The organism is Lysinibacillus halotolerans (assembly GCF_003711845.1).
GTDB classification, from domain to species: domain Bacteria; phylum Bacillota; class Bacilli; order Bacillales_A; family Planococcaceae; genus Ureibacillus; species Ureibacillus halotolerans.
Genome location: NZ_RHLQ01000006.1, coordinates 33,866 through 58,696, shown reverse-complemented (window position 1 = coordinate 58,696; position 24,831 = coordinate 33,866). Strand labels below are relative to the sequence as shown.

General features: G+C 35.1%; 17 protein-coding genes. 14 read left to right on the top strand and 3 right to left on the bottom strand.

The genetic code is table 11. The features are described 5' to 3' along the window. Window positions 1-194: 194 nt before the first annotated feature. Window positions 195-578, top strand: a complete 384-nt coding sequence (locus EC501_RS04190; RefSeq protein ID WP_122971042.1) for a YhjD family protein — start codon at window positions 195-197, stop codon at window positions 576-578. Here EC501_RS04190 and EC501_RS04185 read toward each other — a convergent pair. Further along, the gene (locus EC501_RS04185; RefSeq protein WP_122971041.1) at window positions 557-1,063 is read right to left on the bottom strand and encodes a competence protein ComK; all 507 of its coding nucleotides are present in this window, start codon (window positions 1,061-1,063) and stop codon (window positions 557-559) included. The two genes, EC501_RS04190 and EC501_RS04185, sit on opposite strands and share 22 nt — an antisense overlap. A 336-nt stretch (window positions 1,064-1,399) precedes the next feature. On the opposite strand from EC501_RS04185, the gene EC501_RS04180 reads away from it, so the two are divergent. The 10 genes from EC501_RS04180 (at window position 1,400) to EC501_RS04135 (ending at window position 15,091) form a co-directional block, all read left to right on the top strand. Further along, the gene (locus EC501_RS04180) at window positions 1,400-1,666 is read left to right on the top strand and encodes an IDEAL domain-containing protein (RefSeq protein ID WP_122971040.1); all 267 of its coding nucleotides are present in this window, start codon (window positions 1,400-1,402) and stop codon (window positions 1,664-1,666) included. Between the two features lie 370 nt (window positions 1,667-2,036). Beyond that, window positions 2,037-4,019 (top strand): excinuclease ABC subunit UvrB, encoded by a 1,983-nt coding sequence (gene uvrB / locus EC501_RS04175; protein ID WP_122971039.1) that lies wholly within the window; start codon window positions 2,037-2,039, stop codon window positions 4,017-4,019. Window positions 4,020-4,025: 6 nt separating this feature from the next. Then, the gene (uvrA, locus tag EC501_RS04170; protein WP_122971038.1) at window positions 4,026-6,893 is read left to right on the top strand and encodes an excinuclease ABC subunit UvrA; all 2,868 of its coding nucleotides are present in this window, start codon (window positions 4,026-4,028) and stop codon (window positions 6,891-6,893) included. Between the two features lie 92 nt (window positions 6,894-6,985). Continuing rightward, entirely contained in the window at window positions 6,986-8,191 is a 1,206-nt protein-coding gene (locus EC501_RS04165; RefSeq protein ID WP_122971037.1) for an SHOCT-like domain-containing protein, read from the top strand. A 323-nt stretch (window positions 8,192-8,514) separates the two neighbouring features. Further along, window positions 8,515-9,201 (top strand): cell division ATP-binding protein FtsE, encoded by a 687-nt coding sequence (gene ftsE / locus EC501_RS04160; protein ID WP_122971036.1) that lies wholly within the window; start codon window positions 8,515-8,517, stop codon window positions 9,199-9,201. Then, the gene (gene ftsX, locus EC501_RS04155; protein ID WP_122971035.1) at window positions 9,191-10,087 is read left to right on the top strand and encodes a permease-like cell division protein FtsX; all 897 of its coding nucleotides are present in this window, start codon (window positions 9,191-9,193) and stop codon (window positions 10,085-10,087) included. The genes ftsE and ftsX overlap by 11 nt, the downstream gene beginning before the upstream one ends. A gap of 70 nt (window positions 10,088-10,157) precedes the next feature. Further along, window positions 10,158-11,489 (top strand): murein hydrolase activator EnvC family protein, encoded by a 1,332-nt coding sequence (locus tag EC501_RS04150; RefSeq protein ID WP_122971075.1) that lies wholly within the window; start codon window positions 10,158-10,160, stop codon window positions 11,487-11,489. A 183-nt stretch (window positions 11,490-11,672) separates the two neighbouring features. Beyond that, complete coding sequence (locus EC501_RS04145) at window positions 11,673-12,242, top strand: peroxiredoxin family protein (RefSeq protein WP_122971034.1); 570 nt, start codon at window positions 11,673-11,675, stop codon at window positions 12,240-12,242. Window positions 12,243-12,346: 104 nt separating this feature from the next. Beyond that, a complete protein-coding gene (locus EC501_RS04140; RefSeq protein WP_122971033.1) occupies window positions 12,347-13,786 on the top strand; it encodes a S41 family peptidase in 1,440 nt (479 codons plus the stop codon). Window positions 13,787-13,921: 135 nt separating this feature from the next. Then, complete coding sequence (locus EC501_RS04135; protein ID WP_122971032.1) at window positions 13,922-15,091, top strand: PDZ domain-containing protein; 1,170 nt, start codon at window positions 13,922-13,924, stop codon at window positions 15,089-15,091. Between the two features lie 85 nt (window positions 15,092-15,176). Here EC501_RS04135 and EC501_RS04130 read toward each other — a convergent pair whose 3' ends face one another. Together EC501_RS04130 and EC501_RS04125 are read right to left on the bottom strand one after the other, a co-directional pair. Then, a complete protein-coding gene (locus tag EC501_RS04130) occupies window positions 15,177-15,500 on the bottom strand; it encodes an AzlD domain-containing protein (protein ID WP_122971031.1) in 324 nt (107 codons plus the stop codon). Further along, window positions 15,497-16,207 (bottom strand): AzlC family ABC transporter permease, encoded by a 711-nt coding sequence (locus tag EC501_RS04125; RefSeq protein WP_122971074.1) that lies wholly within the window; start codon window positions 16,205-16,207, stop codon window positions 15,497-15,499. Before EC501_RS04125 ends, EC501_RS04130 begins: the two co-directional genes overlap by 4 nt. Before the next feature lie 496 nt (window positions 16,208-16,703). On the opposite strand from EC501_RS04125, the gene EC501_RS04120 reads away from it, so the two are divergent. The 3 genes from EC501_RS04120 to addA all read left to right on the top strand — a co-directional run bounded on the left by EC501_RS04120 (window position 16,704) and on the right by addA (window position 24,746). Then, complete coding sequence (locus EC501_RS04120; RefSeq protein ID WP_122971073.1) at window positions 16,704-17,357, top strand: TVP38/TMEM64 family protein; 654 nt, start codon at window positions 16,704-16,706, stop codon at window positions 17,355-17,357. A 167-nt stretch (window positions 17,358-17,524) separates the two neighbouring features. After that, the gene (addB, locus tag EC501_RS04115) at window positions 17,525-21,046 is read left to right on the top strand and encodes a helicase-exonuclease AddAB subunit AddB (protein WP_122971030.1); all 3,522 of its coding nucleotides are present in this window, start codon (window positions 17,525-17,527) and stop codon (window positions 21,044-21,046) included. Beyond that, window positions 21,027-24,746: a helicase-exonuclease AddAB subunit AddA gene (addA, locus tag EC501_RS04110; RefSeq protein WP_122971029.1), complete on the top strand. Its 3,720-nt coding sequence runs from the start codon at window positions 21,027-21,029 to the stop codon at window positions 24,744-24,746. The genes addB and addA overlap by 20 nt, the downstream gene beginning before the upstream one ends. Window positions 24,747-24,831 lie beyond the last annotated feature (85 nt).

Genomic DNA, 24,831 nt, shown 5'->3' with positions numbered 1-24,831 from the left:
AGATGTATTTTATTCATCGGTTATTAGCAAATAGAGTTAATTCATATTTTTAACTATAAAGTATTGCTTTTCTCTCGAAAGATCATCCTCTTTAGACATACTATTATTTTCCTGTATTCAGTAATTGCATTTTTTAAAATTTGTTGTAATATAATAATAAGAACAAGTGTTCTACTGTTTAGGAGGGTTTTTTAATGGCACATATTCCCATTGAAACTGTCCCATATCTAGAAGCGGCCATCTATTTACCAATGTTATTAATCGTTTTAGAAAAAGACCATGCACAAATAGAAAATGGACAGTTTAAGTTAAAGCGTCCCTATATTTATTTAATTGATGAAGCAAGAAGATACGCAGAAGATGATTTAAAAAAAACAAAGGATTATTTGAAAAATCATCAGCTTAGAGTTGTTCAAGGAAACCGCGATGAATTATTTACTGAGTACCACTTCCATTATATGAAAATAATGGAAGTTAGAAGGTATTCAAATATACGACTTCGAAATCAAGTTGAAGATTTGCTTAAATTATATTTAAATAAAGCTTCAACAATTACTCAAAAGGGTAATTCATTTTGAATGATCAGTCGCTGGTTAGCAGCATATTTTTGCAGCATTGTTGCGCATACGTATTGGGAACAGAAGGATGAGTAATTAATTTGTAGAACGAGTTCTTTTCCATTTTTTAAAGTAATTTCGGTAAAGTCTTTTAAACGGCGTATATTAATAATCGCATGAAGTCCAATCCAAACATTACTAGGCGACGCAGGAGATAGAAGCGGGAAGAAGACACAAGGTATCCCATAATCATGAGAAATAATGATAGGCAATTTATGTTTCTCTTTACCAAAGAAACGTTTCGCAACCATACGTGCTGCATTATAATTACTGCCCATTGCATAACAGGATTTTCTTACTATGTAAAGAGGTTTTCTTTCGACAATAATTTCTCCGTTTTTATCGTAAACGCGAGAGTATAGTTTTTCTCCATGTTCCATAGGTTCGATTAAATAAGTATTAAATGAGATATGATAAGAATTAACAACATTTACATCTTCCAACATAAACATCCTCCTTTTCAATATCTAATTAATGCTATATAACCGATTTAAGAAAATCATAATATGATATTAGAACTATTTCAATGGGAAATTTTGAAAAATTCTTAAATTTAAATTTCTCCGTTTTTAATTAAATTAAAATAAAATTTTAAATAATAAATGGAAGGAATAATTTATTCAAAAGTCCTCAATCTATTAATTCTGTTGGCTAATATGTAAGGAAATCATATAAATTGTTACTAACACCAATTTAAGAAAAAATCACATATTTTTCAGAATATATTGCAAATTGATAACCGATTTTTTATAATAGAAAAAAGGGAATCGGGGTGATTATCGATGGATAAATATTATTCATACACAGATTTTCTTAAGGCAGTTGGACACTATCAACATGCAAACGAATCTGAAAAATTATTGAATGACATTTATTTGGACTTGTTTTTAAACCGCATGCAAAGATTGCAAAGAATTGAACAGTTGAAAGATCTCATCGATAGTGCATTAGATGAAAGAAATGAAGACGCGTTTTATACTTATACAAAAGAGCTTAATGAGTTACAAGAATCTCAAGAGTTGGACGAATCGCAAGAGACATTAATGTAACATAATGCCAAGTTTTATAAGCCACCTAAAGAGTTGTTGTCTAAATCCGAATGTAACATTTGGGTAGACAATTAACTTAAAGGTGGTTTATTTGTTTTCCTATATATTTTTATATAAAAAGCAGTCTTCGTTGATGAAATAGTAGAAAAATTTATAAGCAGATTATAGCGTCGATCCTTGCAGTAAATGTTTACATGGATCGTCGTTTTTCTTTTATAAGTTTTAATAATCCAATCTATGGTAAAAATTAGTATTAGATATATGATCAATAATCTTTTTAAGAATGTACGTTCGCTTATTAATCGTATTTTTCGATTGGTTATGCTAAAATTTATTCATAGAACATTTGGGTGGAAAGGACGAACGATAAATGACCGAAACTTTTGAATTGCATTCTGCCTATAAACCGAGTGGGGATCAGCCTAATGCTATTGTAGAACTTGTTAAAGGAATAAAAGAGGGCAAAAGACATCAGACATTACTCGGGGCTACTGGTACAGGGAAAACATTTACAATTTCTAACGTTATTAAAGAAGTGAAGAAGCCAACCCTCGTCATTGCCCATAATAAAACATTGGCAGGTCAGCTTTATAGTGAATTTAAACAATTTTTCCCAAATAATGCGGTAGAATATTTTGTTAGTTACTACGATTATTATCAACCAGAAGCGTATGTACCACAAACCGATACATACATTGAAAAAGATTCAAGCATTAATGATGAAATTGACAAATTAAGACACTCGGCAACATCCTCATTATTTGAGAGAGAGGATGTTATCATTATTGCTTCTGTTTCCTGTATTTATGGTTTAGGGAATCCAGAGGAATATCGTGAAATGGTTGTTTCACTGCGAACTGGAATGGAAATAGAACGTAATCAATTACTACGAAAATTAGTAGATATTCAATATGAAAGAAACGATGTGAACTTTACCCGTGGGACGTTCCGTGTTCGTGGGGACGTGGTCGAAATATTCCCAGCATCACGGGATGAGAAATGTATTCGAGTTGAATTGTTCGGTGATGAGATTGAGCGAATCCGAGAAGTGGATGCTTTAACAGGAGAAATTATAGGCGACCGGGAACATGTAGCGATTTTCCCAGCTTCCCACTTCGTTACCCGGGAAGAAAAGATGCGGAAGGCGATTGAAAATATTGAAAAGGAACTTGAACAACAGTTAGCCAAATTCCGAGCAGAAGATAAATTGCTTGAAGCGCAACGTCTTGAACAACGAACAAATTACGATTTAGAAATGATGCGGGAAATGGGTTTTTGTTCGGGAGTTGAAAATTACTCCCGTCACTTAACGTTGAGAGAAGCAGGGGCAACACCATATACGTTGCTTGATTACTTCCCAAAAGATTTTTTATTAGTAGTTGATGAAAGTCATGTTACATTGCCACAAATACGAGGAATGTATAATGGAGACCAAGCTCGTAAAAACGTATTAGTAGAGCATGGATTCCGTTTACCTTCTGCATTGGATAATAGACCGTTAAAATTTGAAGAATTTGAACAACATATTCATCAAGCAATCTATGTATCCGCCACACCTGGACCATATGAGATAGAGCATACACCAGAAATGGTAGAACAAATTATACGACCAACTGGATTATTAGATCCAACAATCGATGTACGTCCAATAGAAGGACAAATCGATGACTTAATCGATGAAATTAACGAACGAACAAAAAGACAAGAACGAGTACTTGTTACGACATTAACAAAGAAAATGGCCGAAGATTTGACAGATTACTTTAAAGAAATGGGGATTAAAGTAGAATATCTTCATTCAGAAGTAAAAACGCTAGACCGAATCGAAATAATAAGAGAACTTCGAAAAGGAACATATGACGTATTAGTTGGAATCAACCTATTGCGGGAAGGACTAGATATTCCTGAAGTATCCCTTGTAGCTATATTGGATGCAGATAAGGAAGGTTTTTTACGTTCTGAACGATCATTAATTCAAACAATTGGTCGTGCAGCTCGAAATGCTAACGGTCATGTCATTATGTATGCAGATCATATAACAGATTCGATGAAAAAAGCGATTGATGAAACAAAACGCCGTCGAACTATTCAAGAAGCATATAACAAAGAGCATGGCATTACACCAAAAACAATTCAGAAGAAAATACCAGAATTAATTCGAGCTACACAAGCGGCAGAAGAGGAAGAAACTTACGTTACTAAAGTAACGAAAGGTAAGAAAATGACGAAATCTGAAATCGAAAAACTGATTGCATCTTTAGAATTAGAAATGAAGGAAGCTGCGAAAGCCCTTGATTTTGAACGTGCAGCAGAATTGAGAGATACGATATTTGAGTTGAAGGTGGAAGGGTGATCAATAGTGAAAAATACTGAAATTGTTGTACAAGGTGCACGTTCAAATAATTTGAAAAATGTTAATGTAACGATACCACGAGATAAGCTAGTTGTAATAACTGGGTTATCTGGTTCTGGTAAATCGTCCCTTGCATTCGATACGATTTATGCTGAAGGGCAACGCCGGTACGTAGAATCCCTTTCGGCCTATGCCCGTCAATTTTTAGGTCAAATGGACAAGCCGGACGTTGACTTAATTGAAGGGTTATCACCTGCTATTTCCATCGACCAAAAGACAACTAGTCGAAATCCACGTTCAACAGTAGGGACGGTTACGGAAATTTACGATTATTTACGATTACTATTTGCTCGAATTGGAAAACCAATTTGTCCAAATCACGGAACTGAAATTGCTTCCCAAACAATCGAACAAATGGTAGATCGCTTATTGGAATATCCAGAACGTACGAAAATGCAGCTATTCGCACCAATCGTATCGGGTCGAAAGGGAACCCATGTTAAACTAATTGAAGATTTGAAAAAACAAGGGTTTGTTCGTGTTCGAATAGATGGAGAAATGCGGGATTTAGACGACTCGATTGAACTAGATAAAAATAAAAAACATAATATTGAAGTAGTAGTCGATCGAATCGTTATTAAAGAAGGGATTTCGTCCCGTTTAAGTGACTCTTTAGAAACAGCATGTAAACTAGCTGATGGAAAAGTGATAGTGGATGTGATGGAACATGAAGAGTTATTATTTAGTGAACATCATGCTTGTCCGTTGTGTGGTTTTTCCATCGGTGAACTAGAGCCTCGTATGTTTTCATTTAACAGTCCCTTTGGCGCTTGCCCATCTTGTGACGGATTAGGAACAAAACAAGAGGTAGATCTTGATTTATTAATTCCTGATTGGGAAAAGACTTTGGAAGAACATGCGATTGCTGCTTGGGAGCCAACAAGTTCCCAATATTACCCACAACTTTTAAAAGCCGTTTGTGATCACTATGGTATCCCAATGGATGTACCGGTGTCACAAATACCGAAAAGCCAAATGGATAAAATTTTATATGGTTCTGGGAAGGAAAAAATCCATTTCCATTATGAAAGTGAATACGGCAGTGTCCATGATAAGGAAATAGAATTTGAAGGAGTTATTCGTAATATTGAACGACGTTACCGTGATTCTACTTCCGATTACGTAAAGGAACAAATGGAAAAATATATGACCCAACAACCATGTCCAACGTGTAAAGGGTATCGATTAAAGCCGGAAACATTAGCTGTAAAAGTAGAAGGGTTACACATTGCTGAAGCAACCGAGCATTCGATTGGGGATATGTATGAATTTTTCTCTACATTAAACCTTTCGGAAAAGGAAATGCAAATTGCCCGATTAATCATCCGTGAAATTACTGAGCGATTGAGCTTCCTTATAAATGTTGGGTTAGATTATTTAACGCTATCAAGGGCAGCTGGCACACTATCTGGTGGAGAAGCGCAACGAATTCGACTTGCTACACAAATCGGTTCACGTTTAACAGGGGTATTATACATTTTGGACGAACCTTCAATCGGACTCCATCAACGAGATAATGACCGACTTATCGCAACAATGAAAGAAATGAGGGATTTAGGTAATACATTAATTGTCGTTGAACATGATGAGGATACGATGTTAGCCGCTGATTACCTAATCGATGTTGGTCCTGGTGCTGGTGTTCACGGCGGAGAAATTGTAGCTTCTGGAACACCTTTGGAAGTGATGAAAAACGCTTCATCGATTACAGGACAATATTTAAGCGGAAGCAAATTTATTCCCCTTCCGATTGAACGAAGAAAATTGGATGGACGTAAACTAACGATTAAAGGGGCAACAGAAAATAATTTAAAAAATGTAAGTGTTGATATTCCTCTAGGACAATTCATTGCCGTTACGGGTGTATCAGGTTCTGGAAAATCTACATTAATTAATGAAATTTTATATAAAGCCCTTGCTCAAAAATTGAATCGTGCCCGCTCAAAACCAGGTGCCCATAAAGACATATCAGGAATCGAACATTTAGACAAAGTAATAGATATTGACCAATCGCCAATCGGTCGTACGCCTCGTTCTAATCCCGCAACGTATACAGGTGTATTTGATGATATTCGCGATTTATTCGCTTCAACGAATGAAGCTAAGGTTCGCGGTTATAAAAAGGGACGTTTCAGTTTTAATGTAAAAGGTGGCCGCTGTGAAGCATGTCGTGGTGATGGCATTATTAAAATTGAAATGCATTTTTTACCTGACGTCTATGTTCCATGTGAAGTTTGTCATGGGAAACGATATAATCGTGAAACTTTAGAAGTTCGTTATAAAGAAAAAAATATTGCTGAACTACTAGATATGACAATTGAAGATGCGGTTGTATTTTTCGAAAATGTCCCTAAAATTCAAAGAAAACTACAAACGATCGTTGATGTAGGATTAGGTTATATGAAACTCGGACAACCTGCCACTACATTATCAGGCGGGGAGGCACAACGGGTTAAATTGGCATCAGAATTACATCGACGATCCACTGGAAAATCGTTTTATATTTTAGATGAACCAACAACGGGTTTACATGCCCATGATATAGCCCGTCTTTTAAAAGTATTACAAAGACTTGTAGATAATGGTGATACCGTTCTTGTCATTGAACATAATTTAGATGTTATTAAAACAGCAGATTATATTATCGACCTTGGACCAGAAGGGGGAGAAAATGGCGGTACGATTATCGCTACAGGCACTCCAGAGGAAATAGCGAATCATGAAAAATCCTATACTGGTCAATATTTAAAACCTATATTAGAGAGAGACAGAAAACGGATGGAAACTCTTTTAGCCGAAGCTTCTAACAAATAATCGTCGACAATTGTCTATCATAAAAGAGAAATGAAACTTTTTAGCCACCCTCTTCGTATATTAAGTATACAAAGTAGAGGGAGGCTTTTTTTATGGAAAATGAACGTAAACGCATTTTAAAATTAGTTGAAAATGGAACAATCTCCGCTGAAGAAGCGATTGTTTTACTTGAGGCGTTAACAAAAGAAAAGGATTCCACACAAGTAACGAATGTACCTCTAACGACAAATACGGAAAAGACAAATGATTCAGAGCAAAAGGAAACTTCCCAACATACAGAAGAAGAATCGAAAAAAACAGGATTTGAAGATATATTTGGCAAAGCATTTCACAATAAAGAAACAAATAAGAAAATGGATGAATTTATGAATGATTTAAAACAAGATTTATCCCAATTTAGTAATCGGGTAGTTGGGCTGATGAATTCTACGTTTTCGAAAATAAAAGACTTTGATTTCGAATTTCCTTTTGGAGAAAAGGTACAATTCATGAAAACCTATGCTTATGAATCCGATGAAATAAAAGGTGTTGAAATAGACATACCGAATGGGAAAGTCGATATCATCAAATCGGAAGATAATCAATTTTTAGTAGAAGCCCAAGTAAAAACATCTGTGAATGATCATAATGAAGAAAAAACAAAAGAACAATTTGAACAACAATTAGTTCAACTAGTAAACGGGAAATTAACGATCTCAGTTTCGACAAAAATGTCTCAAGTTTCTCTACGTTTAGTTGTACCTGAGAAACTATATGACGTAGTTTTAGTACGTTTATTAAATGGTTCTGTTACAGTTCAAAGCCTCGATGCAAAATTAATAAAGTTAAAAACGTATAATGGGACAATTAAAGTAAATCATACATCCTTTGAACATGCGTCAATTGAGACAGGGAATGGATCCATTGAACTCCGTGATGTCATAGGAGAAGATTTAGAAACGGAAACAGTAAACGGACGTATTTATATCGATGGAGAACTTAAAGAAGTTGAAGCAGAGTCGGTTAACGGTACACTAGTTATAACGACAAATGCAAAAGATGCACGTAAAGTAAAAGCACAAACAGTAGCTGGAGCTGTTGAGCTATATGTACCAAAAACAATATCTGTTGATGGGCAAGTAACAACTAACTTTGGAAAAGCAGATGTTGGCCTTTCTGATGTAGTCATTCGATCAGAAGAAGATCAATTTTTACTTAAAACATTGTATTTTGAGAAATTAATCGAAGATGCCAATATTTTAAAACTATCTGGCGAATCTCGTACAGGAAGCATAATCGTTCGATATATTGCTGAGTAAATCTATATTAATAAAAATTTCCATTTCAACCTAAAAGTGTTAGACAATAATCTAACATTTTTAGGTTTTTTTACTCTACTAAAGAACTATAAAAATTTTGTCAATTTTTAAGATGATAGGTTAGAAAATAATATGAAGAAATTGTAAAAGATAGAAAAAGTAATTCGGAAATACTAAAAAAATGTAATATATTGACTAAAATAGGTAGATGGACTCTAAATATGAAACGAAAATGTAATAAAAATAAAGAAAAGGAATGCTATAATAGATAATGTGTGAATGAATAGATAATGAATTTAATATGAATATAGGTGGTTTAATTAATGATACAGATGAATAACGTCGTGAAGAAATATCCGAATGGTGTTGTCGCAGCTAACGGAATTTCAGTTGATATAAAACAAGGTGAATTTGTCTATGTGGTTGGACCAAGCGGTGCGGGAAAATCTACTTTCATTAAATTGATGTATCGTGAAGAAAAACCAACATCCGGTGAAGTAATTATCGCTGGTACAAATTTAACAACTTTAAAAAATCGACAAGTACCATATTTAAGACGGCAGCTTGGTGTTGTATTCCAAGACTTTAAATTGTTACCAAGATTAAATGTTTATGAGAATGTGGCGTTTGCCCTTGAAGTAATCGAAGAACATCCAAAGACCATTCGTAAACAAGTAATGGATGTATTAGATTTAGTTGGTCTAAAACATAAAGTTCGCATGTTCCCAAACGAACTTTCCGGCGGTGAACAACAACGTGTCTCAATTGCACGATCTATTGTAAACATGCCGAAAGTTGTTATTGCGGACGAGCCTACAGGAAACTTAGACCCTGAAACTTCATGGGAAATTATGAACATTTTTGAAGAAATTAATGCCCGTGGAACAACAGTTGTGATGGCTACTCACAACAGAGAAATTGTAAATGCAATTCGTAAACGAGTAATTGCAATAGAAGGCGGCTTAATCGTCCGTGACGTAGACGGAGGTGATTACGGTTATGAAGGGTAGAACGATTAAACGGCACTTCCGAGAAAGTTTTAAAACACTTAGTCGTAATGGTTGGATGACATTTGCTTCCATTAGTGCTGTAACCGTAACATTACTTTTAGTTGGTGTTTTTACAATCATCATGATGAACTTAAACAAAGTAGCGGATGATATTGAAAACGATGTAGAAATAAAAGTATTAATTGACATAATTGATGATCCAAATCAAGCAAAACAAGCTGAAGATAAATTAATTAGTGAAATAAAAAATTTACCAGATGTGAAAGAAGTGCAGTATTCCTCAAAAGAAAATGAATTGAATCTATTAATAGAGGACTTCGGTGATGATTTAAGCTTATTCGAACAAAGTAATCCATTACGAAACGTTCTATATGTAAAAGCTACAGATCCACAACAAACTGCCAAAGTTGCAAAGAAAATTGATGATTTGGAAAATACATATGAAGTTGTGTATGGTGAGGGCAAAGTAGAGAAACTATTTAGCTTCTTAAATACAAGTAGAAATGTTGGCCTAGTATTAATTGTAGGCTTACTATTTACAGCTATTTTCTTAATTTCAAATACAATTCGTATTACGATTATTGCCCGCAAGGACGAAATTGAAATTATGAAACTAGTAGGTGCGACAAATTCATTTGTAAGAATTCCATTTGTTTTAGAAGGAATGTGGCTTGGAGTATTAGGTTCAATACTTCCAATCGCTGTTGTATCAATTGTTTATTATAACGTATTTAACGTATTACAACCTAGATTGCACGGTGAGTTAGTACAACTGTTAGATGTAACACCGTTACTATATCAAGTAAATGCATTAATTTTAGTGCTTGGTATTTTCATAGGAATTTGGGGAAGTTTCATGTCCGTTAGAAAGTTCTTAAAGATCTAACGGTCAATTACATAGGCGAAAAAAGTTGAATAATGTGCATTTAAGTTGAAAGGAGTCATCTTTTGTGAAAATGAGAAAAAAGACGTTTCCAGTATTTGCTTCAGCAGTGGCATTAGTATTTGCTATTCAAATGCCAGCTACATATGCTGAAAGTTTATCAGAGTTAAAAAATGAAAAATCAGAAATTGAAAGCCAAAAAAATGAGTTAAAAAGCCAAATTAATGAAAAATCTTCTGAAATTAATGTTTTAGAGGACAAGCAAAATCAATTGATTGCTCAAATTTCCAATTTAAACAATGAAATCTCAAAAACGGATAATGAAATTGCTGCTGTTGAAACTGAAATTACAGAAGCAACAGAGAAAATTGAAACGTTAAAAAAGGAAATAAAAGCCCTTGAAGAAAAAATCGAACAACGGGACAAGCTACTTGAAGAACGTGCACGCGCACTTCAAGCAAATGGTTCTGTTAGTTACATCGATGTTTTATTAGGTGCTAATAGTTTCGTAGATTTCATTGACCGTTTCTCTGCAGTTAATACGTTAATGGATGCAGACCGTCAAATTATTAAAGAGCAAAAAGAAGATCAGGAAAAGCTAGATCAACAAAAGGTAACCGTTGAAAAAACGAAAGATGAATTAGAATCAAATAAATCAAGGCTAGAAAGTTTAAAGTCTTCCCTTGATTCTCAAAAAGCTGAGAAAGATAGACTAGTAAAAGAACTTGAGCAAGAACAAACGCAAATTTCCAGTGAGAAGCAACAATTAGAAGAGCATTATGAAGAAGCGGTTGAAATTAGTGATGAGATCAATGCTCAAATCGCTGCTGAACAAAAAAGACTACTAGAGATTGCTCGTCAACAAGAGCTACAAAAGAAAAAAGAAGCTGAAAATGCTAAAAAGAATAATAGTAGCAACGGCGGAAGCAGTAATAGCGGAAGTAGCAACAGTGGAAGTAGTAACAGTGGTTCAGCACCAGCTGTATCATCCGGAAATTGGACAAAACCTGCAAATGGTCGATACAGTAGCCCATATGGCGTTCGAATTCACCCAATTACAGGGGAACGTAAAATGCATTACGGAATCGATTTATCCAATAGTACAGGGACTCCAATCGTAGCAGCAGCAGATGGTGTTGTAAGTTATGCAGCACCTTTATCCACTTATGGTAATGTTGTTATGATTACGCATTCCATTGATGGACAAATTTTCACTTCTCTTTATGCACATTTAAGTTCAATTCATGTAAGTGTTGGTACTCAAGTATCAAAAGGTCAACATATCGCTGCCATGGGTAGTACTGGGGCATCAACAGGTCCACACTTACACTTTGAAATTCATATTGGAACTTGGGTAAGACAAAGTGTTGGCAGTGTAAACCCATTAAACTACATTCCTTTATAAAAAGTTAAACAAGCAGACGATGTTGTGTGTTCACAACAAGTCTGCTTTTCTTTTCGGTCGATACTTCAAATTTTTGGTCTTTTTCAGTTCTGTGTTATTCTAATGAAGGATAAATGAAGAATGAATCGTAAACTTCTACATCATTTACAAACATATCGTTAATAATATTTTGGAGAGTAGATTATGAAGAAAATAATTGGTCTAATCATCATTATGACACTCGTTGTTATCATGCTTAGTACGTATATAAAAAATCAAGTTGATAAAAGTAAAGCAATTGATGAAAATGCCATCGGTTATGAAATAGACTTAGAAGAAGAAGGGTTAGAAAAGGGACAATTGGCACCTGATTTCACATTAAAGACTTTATCTGGTGATACGTTTAAATTGTCTGATTTAAAAGGGAAAAAGGTTGTCTTAAATTTTTGGGCGACATGGTGTCCACCTTGTAAAATTGAAATGCCCCATTTACAAGAGTATTATGACCAATATGCAAAACAAGAAAACGTTGAAATCGTCGGCATCAATATAACGTATAATAAGGATTCTGTAAAAAGAGTCCAACAATTCGTTAACAGTTATGAACTAACATTTCCCATTCTATTAATGGAAGAGAAGGGGGTAGATGACCTATATCAAATTTTAACAATCCCTTCCACCTTTATGATTGATACAGAAGGGCGAATTCAGCACCATATTGTTGGTCCCCTTGATCAAAAAAAATTAGAGGAATATGTCACAAATTTAAATTAAAACGATGTTGGAACAACGATATAAATATTAAAATAGAAAATTCGGCTTTTCCGATGTGTTATCTCCTTTTGTTTTTTCATAGATTGAACGAGAGGAGGTAAATAATGCGGAAAAGTCGAATTTTTTTAATACTTGCTTTACTTTGTATCATTGTCACTGGGGGTGTAACTTGGAACAATTTAAATAGTGGGAATGATAAATCGAAGGTCAGCGATGTATCTGTTATTGACCAAGCCTACTCCCTTATTACTCAAAAATCTGTATACGGTACAAAGGAAGAAGAGCTGATAGAAGGAGCAATAAGGGGGATGGCAAATGCCATACAAGACCCTTATAGTACGTACTATACAGAAAAGGAGGCTGCTTTACACAAACAATCATTGGCTGGACAAAGGGTAGGAATTGGAATTGAAATAACAGAAAAAAATGGGAAATTTATTGTTGTAGCACCTGTAAAATCTTCTCCTGCTGAAAAAGCCGGTATCCGACCATTCGATGAAATCGTCCAAGTGGATGATCAACGTTTGGAAGGGAAAACAATTGGCGAACTAATGCAAATGATACAAGGAAAAGCTGGGGAAAAAGTTACTCTCGTTTTATATCGTCCTAGTACGGAACGTCATATTAAAGTGAGCGTCGAAAGGGCAGAGATGAATAATGAAACCGTCACATCAAAAGTACTAGAATTAGATGAAGCGAATATTGGATACATCTCGATTTCAATGTTTGGTGAACGAACAGCCGAAGAGTGGGTGAATGCGACTCAAAAACTAGTGAGTGAAGATGTGGAAGGATTGATAGTTGATTTACGTGATAATCCAGGTGGATATTTACATAGCGTAGCTGCTGTCGTAAGTAGTATTGAAAAGGCAAATACAACATTTGCCTACATGCAAAACGGTGCCGGTGAGATGGAACCATTAAAAACATCAAACATTGAAGCGGAAGAATTTTATTTGAATACAATGAAAAAACTCCCAATTGTCGTTCTTCAAAATGAAGGAAGTGCTTCTGCAAGTGAAGTAATGGCAGGAGCCGTTCAAAGTTGGGAACGGGCAATTATTGTAGGATCAAAAAGTTTCGGTAAAGGAACCGTGCAAGAAACTTGGGGACTCGAAAATGGTGGCGAATTGAAACTTTCCACGAATAAATGGCTAACACCAGAAAGAGAGTGGATTCATGGGAAAGGTATTCAGGCCGATGTAGAAGTAGAGCAGCATCCACTATTTTTATTAGAACTAATTCCTTTAAGTGGAGAGTTTGGTAAAGGTGACTTTAGTGAAGAAATTGCCTACACTCAAAAAGTATTAAGTGGTCTTGGTTATAGTATTACTAGGACGGATGGTTTCTTCGATGAAGATACAGCAGAGTCAGTCGTACAATATCGAAAGAAAAATAAATTAAAAAACGGTCGTCAAATGGATGATGAATTTTTTGCTAGTATTAGAGAGCAAGTTACATCATATAAACAAAATATGGAAAATGATGTACAGTTAAATATGGGGATTAGTGTTATGATGAATCGATTAAAAGGAGATATTTAATCAAAAAAAAGAAGTTAAATCTTATATAATAGACTTCATAAACTATTTTTTCACCGCGAAATAGTTAGTTTATATCTACGCATTTGGTAATTCCTTTGATACAATGACAATAGTTAGTAATTAGGCGGTGGAAAAATGGTTACAGAAATATTATTAGAAATTGCTATAGCAATTGGACGTATGTTTATCAACCCACTATTTTATTTAGCAATTTTAATGGCAGTTTATTTAGGCTATCGTCGTGTAAAAAGGGAAAGGAAGTTTTTCCATACCCGTATTTTATGGGGATGGTCTGAAACAAAAGGCTTGTTAAGTGAAGGTCTACTAGTTTCATTATGCATCTCCATACTTTCAATCGCTTTTGGGTTAACTGTATCAGCTGAGCTTTTATATTTTGTGACAATTGCTAGTATGATAGCACTTATCCTTTATGTTTTCCATTTCCTTTCTCCTATCTTAATCTTTACTTTAAGTTTAGTAGCATTAATGGTCATGGATTATTTCGACTGGACCTTCTCATTATTAGGATTTAAGTTTAATGGTGTGAACTTAACAGAAGGTACAGCCGTTACGACAACATTACTTGTCGGATTGTTACTTGTTGCAGAAGGGCTGTTAATACGAAAAAATGGTGCATCTTATGCATCGCCCATTGTTGAAAATACAAAACGGGGATTGAAATCAGTAGCCTTTTTAAGTAAAAAAATTTGGATACTACCAATATTTTTTGTTATTCCTGGCAATGCAATTGATGCCTATATGCCTTGGTGGCCACAATTCTCGTTAGGTGCGACCCAATTTTCATTAGTCTTATTTCCAATTGTTTTAGGATTTCAGCAAATGGCCCGCCGTTCCTTACCGGTACAGTTGTATCCTAAAATGGGACGTAAAATTGTTTTACTAGGAGTGCTAGTTGTAATGGGAGGGCTTGTTGCTTACTTTGAGCCAATCGTTGGAATCATTTGTTTAGTTGTTGGTGCAGTTGCTCGAATCGTTCTAGCGATTGCTTACAAAGTCAGTGAGAAAAGGGACATTTATGCGGTATCTCCACAATCAATGGGTGTTATGATTGCGGGAGTATTACCCAATTCACCGGCCGACAAAATGGGGTTAGATGTAGGTGAAGTGATTCGAAAGGTAAATGGGGTTGAAGTTCATACAGAGCGTCAATTATATGAAGCGTTACAAATTAATGCTGCCCATTGCCGCTTAGAAGTGTTGAATCATCAAAAGGAAGTACGCTTAACGCAACATGTTGTATATAGTGATGATCACCATCGTATTGGACTTTTAATAGCCGAATAATCAATATAATGATCCGGTAAAATAATATTTTATAAAGTATGAATTGAAAAAAGTGCGAGAGTCTCAAAAAGACTTTCGCACTTTTTTATAGGAAAAATTTTAAAATAGCCATCGTTAAAACTCCTACAATTACCGTTTTAAATAGACTTTTTGTAAAAATAGCAACAATTAATGTAGGTATAAATGCTATAACATTTAACCAATTTAAAGTAACAATAGTTCCTTCGGAGTTAAATAATGACTCTAACACTAGGGCACTTAAAATACAAATAGGGATATAGGATAACCATCTAAGAACTACATCCGGTAATTTTACATTACGTACTAACATAAAGGGGATTACCCTTGGGAGCCAAGTGACAATGGCACAACCAATCATTAATAATATCATGGATAAGGAAGTCGTCATTTTTCCGTCACCACCCCAATTGTAGCAACGATAATTGTCGTAATCAGCACCGCAATATGTCCAGGAAGAAAATATAAAAGAACATACATAATAAGGGCCATTAGGGCAATTAATTTTAAGTAATGCATTAACTTCGTTTTTCCTACATCGACTAAGTTGATAATAAGCAAAGCAGCAAACATTGCTACTAAGGCAAAATCTAATCCCCAACTTTCAGCATTAGGAAGCCATTTGCCTACTACACCACCAAGGGTACAGGAGGCAATCCATGTGAAATAAGCAGTTAGATTTAGCCCGTCCATCCAATTACCACCAATGGTTTTCTCCTTCGCAAGTTTTGTAACAGCTACTCCAAAGGTTTCATCTGTTAATAATGTCCCAAACCCTATATTTCGCAATGCAGAGTATTGGGTTAGATGGGGGGCAACGGTTAAAGACATTAAAAAATGTCGGAGGTTTACAATAAATGTAGTAATAATTATGACTGAAAAGGGAGCACCAGCTAAATACAATCCACAGAAAATAAACTGGGCAGACCCGGCGTATACAAGCACCGATAATAGAAATATTTCTAGAACTGATAAATTGGATGTAATCCCAATAACACCAAATGCTATTCCAATACTAATATACCCGAGTAGAGTCGGGATACAGTCTTTAACACCTTGTGAAAATGTATCAAGGGGAAGTGCTTCATTTACATTCATTTGTGTATTCAATTTTTTACAATCCTTTCGTTTCATCAAAAAGTATTGATTGCTATAATTCTAGTAATATATAACTTTAATGGATAGATTCTAGTAAAGCAATGTTCAATTATAAAAATAATATGAAACAAAATAACCTTATTTTTCGTTAATTACTAAAAGGAAATTATGTATAAGGTCATAAAAAGTATGGATATCGGGCAATAGTATTTCATAGATTTGTCATACAAAAGATGTCTAATGAATAATAATTTCTACTATAATGATATCAAGAAAAAATTAGAAAATTCCTTAAAAAATTATTTTTATAAGTGGTTAAATATTGTCGATGTTGCAAATGCTATCATTATGAAAAATGCATACAATTAGGTGGCAGTAACAATTACATCTACATAGACAGCTTAGTTTCTAATTTAGACAAAGGTTAAATTTATTAAGGTTATTAGAAGGAGATCTTATCTCTATTTTATATTTGATTTATATTGGGGTGGAACATGTGAACGATTGGTTTACAGTAGAAAATATTGAAAATTTAGCAGGACATTATCGGACACTTGGACCGCTAATCGGAATTTTACTTCCGTTTATTGAAGCCTTTTTACCTTTCCTCCCACTAGTTGTAATCGTAGTTGCAAATGCAAGTTCTTATGGCTTATGGATTGGCTTCTTATTATCTTGGGTTGGAACGGTACTTGGATCGTATGTTGTATTTCTAATCGTTCGAAAGTTTGGAAAACATCCTCGATTACAAGTTTTTATAGGGAAAGAAAAGGTGCAAAAACTTATAAGATGGGTGGATATGAGGGGAATAAGTCCACTTTTAATTTTACTTTGTTTTCCGTTTACCCCATCTGTATTAGTTAATATTGTTGCCGGGCTTTCAAACATAAAGAAAAAATATTATTTATTTGTCATTATGGCGGGGAAATTTATTATGATTGCAAGTATGAGTGTTCTCGGCTATGACTTAAAAGCACTATTAACAGATCCGATAAAATTAATTATCGCAGGGGTTGCGATTTTCTTGCTTTGGTTCATTGGGAAAGCAATAGAAAAACATTTGAATAAAAAAGTTGATCGAGATTTAAGTGAACAATCCGATAAGAAAAAAAAAGTGAAAATGTCTGTAAAAAAAGAGCGGTTGTTATAAACTGCTCTTTTTAATTCGATATTTTTTCTATCATGATAAAAAAATATTATAATAGAGAAATATCAATGAAAGTTATCTGGTTAATATGTATTAAAATATAAAAAATTTAAAGAATCGAACATATATTCTTATATAATAGAAGTTAGTAATCAAAGAGGGGGAGCATTATGTCGTTAAGAGTTATTAGTGGACGAGCCGGTACAGGAAAGACTACTTTCATTCATGAAGAAATCGTACAAGAATTGAAAGAAAAACCACTCGGTTCACCTATTTATTTAATTGTACCAGACCAAATGTCCTATCAAGCGGAGCATATGCTTACCAATTTATATGATATTAAAGGAATTATACGAGCTCAAGTTGTAACGTTTAAACGTTTAGCATGGTATATCTTACAAGAAACCGGTGGGATTGCAAAAGAACAAATCGATAAAATTGGTTATCGAATGTTAATCCGTCGATTGCTTACAGAAAACAAAGATCAATTTTCATTATTCCGCCAAGCTGCAGATAAACGTGGTTTTACCCAGGAAGTAGAAATGTTAATTAAGGAGTTTAACCAATATAATATCGACAGTTTGGCTTTAAAAGGGGTCATTGAAAAATTAGAGGATACAGGTGCTCCTAATACATTAATAGCAAAATCAAAGGATTTACAGTTAATTTTAACGAAATTGGAAGAAGTATTAGGGGATAGTTATGTAGACGGTGACAGTTATTATCCCGTTTTATTAGAACAACTGCAAAACTCTGAAAAAATAAAAGACGCCCATATATACATTGATGGTTTTACAGCCTTTACTGTTCGTGAGTTTGAAATTGTAAAACAATTGCTCACATTAGCTAAAAGAGTCACGATCGTATTACCTTTTGAAGATGAAAAGGATAAATATAATGACCAAGCTGTTTTTTATCGACCAGCAGTGATGTACGATAAATTACTTCAAGAAGCTTATAAAATTCAATTGGAAATTGAACCAAGAATTCATTTGGATAATTGCTATCGTTTCCATAATCATGATTTACAACACGTAGAAGAACAATTTCACGAACCAGTAGTGGAACCAATCCAATCCGACGGTTATGTTCAAATTTTAGAAGGGGCAAATCGCAGAGCGGAAGTTCACGGAATTGCCCGGGAAATATGTCGAATTGTCCAAGAAGAAGGCATGCGTTATAAAGATATTGGGATTATGTATCGGCAAGCAGATATATATGATCCATTAATTGAAACGATATTTGCCCAATATGATATACCTGTTTTTACAAATGAAAAGAAATCAATGCTTCACCATCCTTTAATTGAATTTAGTCGTTCTATTCTTGAAGTCATCGTATCCAACTGGCAATATGAACCGATATTTAGAAGTGTGAAAACGGATTTGTTTTTCCCGTTGAAAAGCAATTTAAAAGAAATGAGGGAAAAAGGAGATCTATTTGAAAACTTTATTATTGCACAAGGGATTTACGGTCACCGTTGGTTTGAAGATTCCCGCTGGTTTTATAAAAAGTACCGTGGACTAGAATTTTACTCGAAAAGACAAACGGATGAAGAGTTGGAAATGCAATCCTTGATTGATGAAATGAAGGAAATCATTCGGACGCCCCTAAAAAAATTACAAGATGACTTGAAAACGGCAAGGACGGGGCGAGAAATTGCAATGGCCCTTTATCGTTGCATTGATGAACTGCAAATATACGATAAACTTCAAGCGTTAAAAGATGCTGAATTAGAGGAACATCAACTTGATGGAGCAAGTGAACATGACCAAGCATGGAATAGATGGATTAATGTATTAGACCAATTTGTGAATATGTTCGGCGATCAACCACTATCTATTGAAGAAGCAGCACAAATTTTGGATGAAGGGTACGATACTCTCCAATTTTCTAAAATTCCTCCTTCCGTTGATGAGGTAACGGTTGCGACCGTTGAATTCTCCCGTTTTGACAATAAAAAAGTTGTATTTGTTATTGGGGTTAATGATGGTGTATATCCGATGCGGATGGATTACGAAGGACTAATAACGGATGTGGAACGTGGATGGTTTGCTGAAATAGATACGGAACTTTCACCTACATCAAAACACAGATTACTACAAGAAGCGTTTTTAATATATCGTGCTTTTTCTTCACCTACTGATCGACTTTATGTAACGTTCGCAAGTAGCGATGAAGAAAGCAAAGCATTACTCCCATCCCTTTATGTGAATCGTTTACATAAATTGTTTGAAGTAAATGGTGTAAAAACTTTACCCCATCATCGCGTATTCATTGATCCAAGCGAAGAATTGGAAAACAGTAATGTTCTTCGATATTTACGTCATCCTAGAACGTCTCTTGCCTTTTTAATGATGCAATTACGCCAAGTAGAACATACTGCACAACTTGCAACTGAATGGCAAGCATTAAAAACGTTTTATGAACAAGACCCATATTGGAAAGGTGTATTACATGGAGTAATGCGTCCTATTGAAAAGAAAAATGTAGCGGAAAGATTAACACCTGAAATAACGGAAGCTCTATACGGAACAGAATTAACATCAAGTGTTTCCCGTATTGAAAAATATTACCGCTGTCCATTTTCCCACTTTACAACTTATGGATTGCGTTTAGAAGAGCGAGCCGTTTATCGATTGGAAAATTTTGCAATGGGTGACCTATTCCATGAAGCATTAAAATGGATTACATTAGAAACAGAGCGTCAAAACCTGCAGTGGAATCGATTAACACGGGCTCAATGTAGTCAATTAGCGCGACAAGCTGTGGAGCAAATCGTTCCTGTGTTTTCTCATCAAATATTATTGAGTAGTGCCCGATATCGATATATACAACGTAAATTAATACGAATTGTAGAAAGAACGATGATGGCCCTTTCCCAACATGCGAAGGTATCTTTCTTTAAACCCGTTGCGATAGAAGCAGCCTTTGGACCAAATGAACAACTTCCACCTTTAGAAATTGATTTAAAGGGTGGACGCAAAATGCATATTCGCGGTCGAATCGATCGTATTGACAGTGCTAAAGTTGGAGGCAAATCTTATTTACGAGTAATCGACTATAAATCTTCAAGTCGCGACTTAGATTTGAATGAAGTGTATCATGGAATTTCTTTACAGTTATTAACGTATTTAGACGTTGCAGTTGAAAATGCGAATATTTGGTTAGATGATGATGTAGAGGCAGCTGGAGTTTTATATGTTCACGTTCATAATCCAATTTTAAAAGTAGAAGAAGAGCTAGATGACTCTACATTAGAAATGGAAAGAATGAAGAAATACAAAATGAAAGGCCTTCTTACTGAAAATGCGGAATCATTAATTGCGATGGATGAAGATTTGGAACTTGGTGGTAGTTCGAAAATTGTACCAGTTTATTTAAAGAAGGATGGAACAGCGTCCCCATCATTATCACGGGTCGTACATCCTGCTGATATGAATCAAATTAAACAATATGTTAGAAAAAAACATAAAGCTGCTGGTGATGGAATATTGAGCGGTGAAACAGGCATTTATCCATACCGATTAAAGGGAAAAACAGCCTGTGATTTTTGTAGTTTTAAATCGGTCTGTCAATTTGATCCAACTGATCATGAGCAATTATATCATTCCCTTCAAGCAGATAAACCGAACAATGTTGTCAATAAAATACGGGAGGAGTTGAACAATAATGGGTCTATCGATTCCTGAAAAACAACCAGATGTAACTTGGACAGATGAACAATGGAAGGCGATTTGGGCCACAGGTCAAGATACATTAGTTTCAGCAGCTGCCGGTTCAGGTAAAACAGCTGTACTAATTAATCGAATGATAGAAAAAGTAATTTCGAAAGAAAATCCAATTGATGTGGATGAACTATTAGTTGTTACTTTTACTAATGCCTCCGCTGCTGAAATGCGCCACCGAATGGCAGAAGCCCTTGAAAAGGAAATTGCGAAAGATCCTCGTAATCAGCATTTACGACGTCAATTAAGCTTAGTGAATAAAGCACAAATTTCTACGCTTCACTCCTTTTGTTTAGCGATTGTGCGCCAATATGCGTACTTAATAGACATTGACCCTGGTTTTCGTATAGCAAATGAAGGGGAGTCAGCCTTACTTCGTGATGATGTTTTAGCGGAAGTGTTGGAAGAGGCTTACGATAGTGAAGACGAAGAAAAAGTAAATGCAGTCTATCGATTAGTTGATAGTTTTACATCGGACCGTGATGATCAAGCAATCGAAACGTTAATCGATAAATTATATGAAACATCCCGTGTACATCCTGAACCGACAAAATGGTTACGCTCTTTACCGAAACAATATGATTTACCTGAGCATGTAACAATCGATGAACTTGATTTTATAGAGCCATTAAAAAAATCGATTAAATTTAGTTTAGAAGAAGCGCGGGAGCATATTGAAGAAGTTCGACAACTTGCCTTAAAGCCAGATGGACCTTATGCCTATGGAGAAACGGCAGAACTAGATTTTGCTTTAATAGAAGAAGCTATTCGTATTATGGAACACAGTACTTGGCAAGTAGCCTATGAATTTTTCAATCGTTTAAAATGGTCGACATTAGCAAGAATGAAAAAGGATAGTTGTGATCCAGTTCTTCAGGAAAGGGCAAAGAAAAAGCGGGATCAAGCAAAAAAAATCCTATCTCAAATAAAGGAATCTTTCTTTCTACGAAAGCCGGAACGCCTTTTACAAGAAATTCGTTTAATGGCACCAATCATTAAAACATTGGTGGAATTAACAGAAGCTTATAGTTATAAGTTCAAAGAAGCTAAACTACAACGAGGATTAGTCGATTTTTCCGATTTAGAGCATTACGCTCTAGATATTTTAACGGTAAAGGAAGATGGTAAACTGCAACCATCACCTGTTGCATTAGATTTTAAACAAAAATTTAAAGAAGTATTAGTAGATGAATATCAAGATACGAATATGTTACAGGAAACGATTTTGCAGCTCGTTAAAAGTGGTAGTGAAATGGATGGGAATTTATTTATGGTAGGAGACGTTAAACAATCCATTTACCGTTTCCGTTTAGCAGAACCAATGCTCTTTTTAAATAAATATTTACACTTTGAAGAAGAACCTGTTTCCAATGGATTAAAAATTGACTTAAATGCGAACTTCCGAAGCAGGCAAGAAGTATTACATGGAACGAATTTTGTCTTTGAACAAATTATGGGAGAGACGGTCGGTGAAATCATATATGATGAAAAGGCTGGCCTAAAGCCTGGAGCCCCTTATGATTCTGTTGAAATGCCAATTGAACTTGCCATCATATATGAAGAGCAGGAAGATGATGGAGAAGAAATCGATGAAGACGCTGAAATGGATTTCATCATCGAAGAAGAGATAAAAAAATCTCAACAAGAGGCCCGTTTTATTATTAAACGAATTCGTGAATTAATGGACGGTGGGACAACGGTCTATGATACGAAGCAGAAAGATCCTGCTAAACGTATTCGACCAATGAAATATAGCGATATCGTGATTTTAATGCGTTCCATGACTTGGTCGAATGATTTAGTTGAAGAATTTAAAGCAGCTGGTATTCCGTTATTTGCGGAATCTTCAAAAGGGTATTTTGAAGCACTGGAAGTGATGGTGATGTTGAACGTATTGAAAGTCGTTGATAATCCATATCAAGATATCCCGTTAGCTTCCGTCCTAAGAGCTCCATTTATTGGCTGTACAGAAAATGAATTAGCTAAAATTCGTCTTGCTAATCGAAAAGCACCTTTCTATGAAGCAGTAAAACAATTTGTAGAAGAAGAACAATCTGGTATTCATTCTGAGACTAGCGAAAAGCTTCAAAGGTTTTTACAACAGCTTGACACATGGAGAAATTTAGCTCGCCGTGGTTCCCTATCCGATTTAATTTGGCGCATTTATTTAGATACAAATTATTACGAAATGGTCGGTGCTATGGCGAATGGCAAACAACGTCAAGCGAATTTAAGAACTCTCCATGATCGGGCATTGATGTATGAAAAGACATCCTTTAGAGGACTGTTCCGATTTTTACGATTTATTGATCGAATGCGTTCAAGGGGCGATGATTTAGGTGTCGCCAAATCAATCGGAGAAAAGGACGACGTTGTTAGACTTGTAACGATTCACTCTTCAAAGGGATTAGAATACCCAGTCGTATTTGTTGCAGGATTAGGTCGGAGTTTTAACCAAATGGATTTTAGTAATGCTTATTTATTTGACCAACAGTTTGGACTAGCGGTGAAAGCTATTGATCCAGATGACCGCATTATGTATACGTCACTGCCGTTTTTAGCCATGAAAGAGAAAAAAATTCTCGAAATGAAAGCGGAAGAGATGCGAATTTTATATGTAGCTATGACCCGCGCAAAGGAAAGATTGATTTTAGTTGGTTCAGTAAAGGATTGGGAAAAGGTTCGTTCAAAATGGTGTGAAGTACAACAACTACCTACCGATTTGATGTTACCTGAATATTTACGTGCTAGAGCAAAAAGCTATTTAGATTGGATTGGACCAGTTGTTGCTAGACATGCTTCCTTTGAGCCTTTTAGCGATGAAGAGTATCGTCCAATTGATCACCCATCAAAGTGGAGAATTACACCAATTTCCAACACCTTCTTTATGAATAGCATTACTTCAGAACAGCAAGAAGAAGCAGGAGAACAGGCAGATACCCATCTAGATGAGAAGGTTTATAACGAGTTAAGAAACCGTTTTACAACAGGTTATCCGTTTAAAAATGCCATTTTGAAAAAATCAAAGACGAGTGTTTCAGAGATTAAACGGATTGAAAATTTACAACGGGAAGAAGAGGAGACATACCCTATTCAATCGACATCCTCTTCTGCTATGAAAAGACCGATGTTTTTACAAGAAAAAGGATTATCTGCGACAGAGATAGGTACCGTTATTCATACGGTTATGCAACATATTCCACAAAGAGGTTTCGACCGTGTGGAAGAAGTGCAAGCTTACCTACAATCATTAGTAGATCGTAAGCTCTTAACTTCGGAAGAATTGGCAGTAGTTGAACTTGAAAAGGTTTTACAGTTTTTTGCTTCCGATATCGGCCAACGTTTTAGTCGAGCAGTACAATTGTATAGAGAAATTCCTTTTACTTTAAGCATTGAAGACGAGGAAGGGGATTCACAAATTGTACAAGGGATTTTAGACTGTTTATTTCAAGATGAACAAGGCCGTTGGGTGCTCCTTGATTATAAAACTGATAAAATATTGCCGTCTTTTAAAGAGGAACCTTTTTTAACAAATGAAATGAAAAAACGATATGAAGTACAGCTTCGAATTTATAGTGAAGCGATTGAATCGATTTTACAAGTAAAAGTGGATGAAAAAGTCTTATATTTATATAATGCTCAAAAGGAGATTCATTTCAATTAGCTTTAAAGATAACAGTCTATTAATTTGATTCAAATTAATAGGCTGTTTTTTCGAAGGTTTTTTCTTAATATAGTAAAATGAAAGA

What these genes read in the sequence shown, in the direction of transcription:
- ftsE (WP_122971036.1), top strand. Translation starts at nt 8,515, where the DNA reads ATGATACAGATGAATAACGTCGTGAAGAAATATCCGAATGGTGTTGTC.
- EC501_RS04165 (WP_122971037.1), top strand. Translation starts at nt 6,986, where the DNA reads ATGGAAAATGAACGTAAACGCATTTTAAAATTAGTTGAAAATGGAACA.
- EC501_RS04180 (WP_122971040.1), top strand. Translation starts at nt 1,400, where the DNA reads ATGGATAAATATTATTCATACACAGATTTTCTTAAGGCAGTTGGACAC.
- EC501_RS04125 (WP_122971074.1), bottom strand. Translation starts at nt 16,207, where the DNA reads ATGAATGTAAATGAAGCACTTCCCCTTGATACATTTTCACAAGGTGTT.
- EC501_RS04145 (WP_122971034.1), top strand. Translation starts at nt 11,673, where the DNA reads ATGAAGAAAATAATTGGTCTAATCATCATTATGACACTCGTTGTTATC.
- EC501_RS04185 (WP_122971041.1), bottom strand. Translation starts at nt 1,063, where the DNA reads ATGTTGGAAGATGTAAATGTTGTTAATTCTTATCATATCTCATTTAAT.
- addA (WP_122971029.1), top strand. Translation starts at nt 21,027, where the DNA reads ATGGGTCTATCGATTCCTGAAAAACAACCAGATGTAACTTGGACAGAT.
- uvrB (WP_122971039.1), top strand. Translation starts at nt 2,037, where the DNA reads ATGACCGAAACTTTTGAATTGCATTCTGCCTATAAACCGAGTGGGGAT.
- EC501_RS04135 (WP_122971032.1), top strand. Translation starts at nt 13,922, where the DNA reads ATGGTTACAGAAATATTATTAGAAATTGCTATAGCAATTGGACGTATG.
- EC501_RS04150 (WP_122971075.1), top strand. Translation starts at nt 10,158, where the DNA reads ATGAGAAAAAAGACGTTTCCAGTATTTGCTTCAGCAGTGGCATTAGTA.
- EC501_RS04130 (WP_122971031.1), bottom strand. Translation starts at nt 15,500, where the DNA reads ATGACGACTTCCTTATCCATGATATTATTAATGATTGGTTGTGCCATT.
- EC501_RS04140 (WP_122971033.1), top strand. Translation starts at nt 12,347, where the DNA reads ATGCGGAAAAGTCGAATTTTTTTAATACTTGCTTTACTTTGTATCATT.
- addB (WP_122971030.1), top strand. Translation starts at nt 17,525, where the DNA reads ATGTCGTTAAGAGTTATTAGTGGACGAGCCGGTACAGGAAAGACTACT.
- ftsX (WP_122971035.1), top strand. Translation starts at nt 9,191, where the DNA reads ATGAAGGGTAGAACGATTAAACGGCACTTCCGAGAAAGTTTTAAAACA.
- EC501_RS04190 (WP_122971042.1), top strand. Translation starts at nt 195, where the DNA reads ATGGCACATATTCCCATTGAAACTGTCCCATATCTAGAAGCGGCCATC.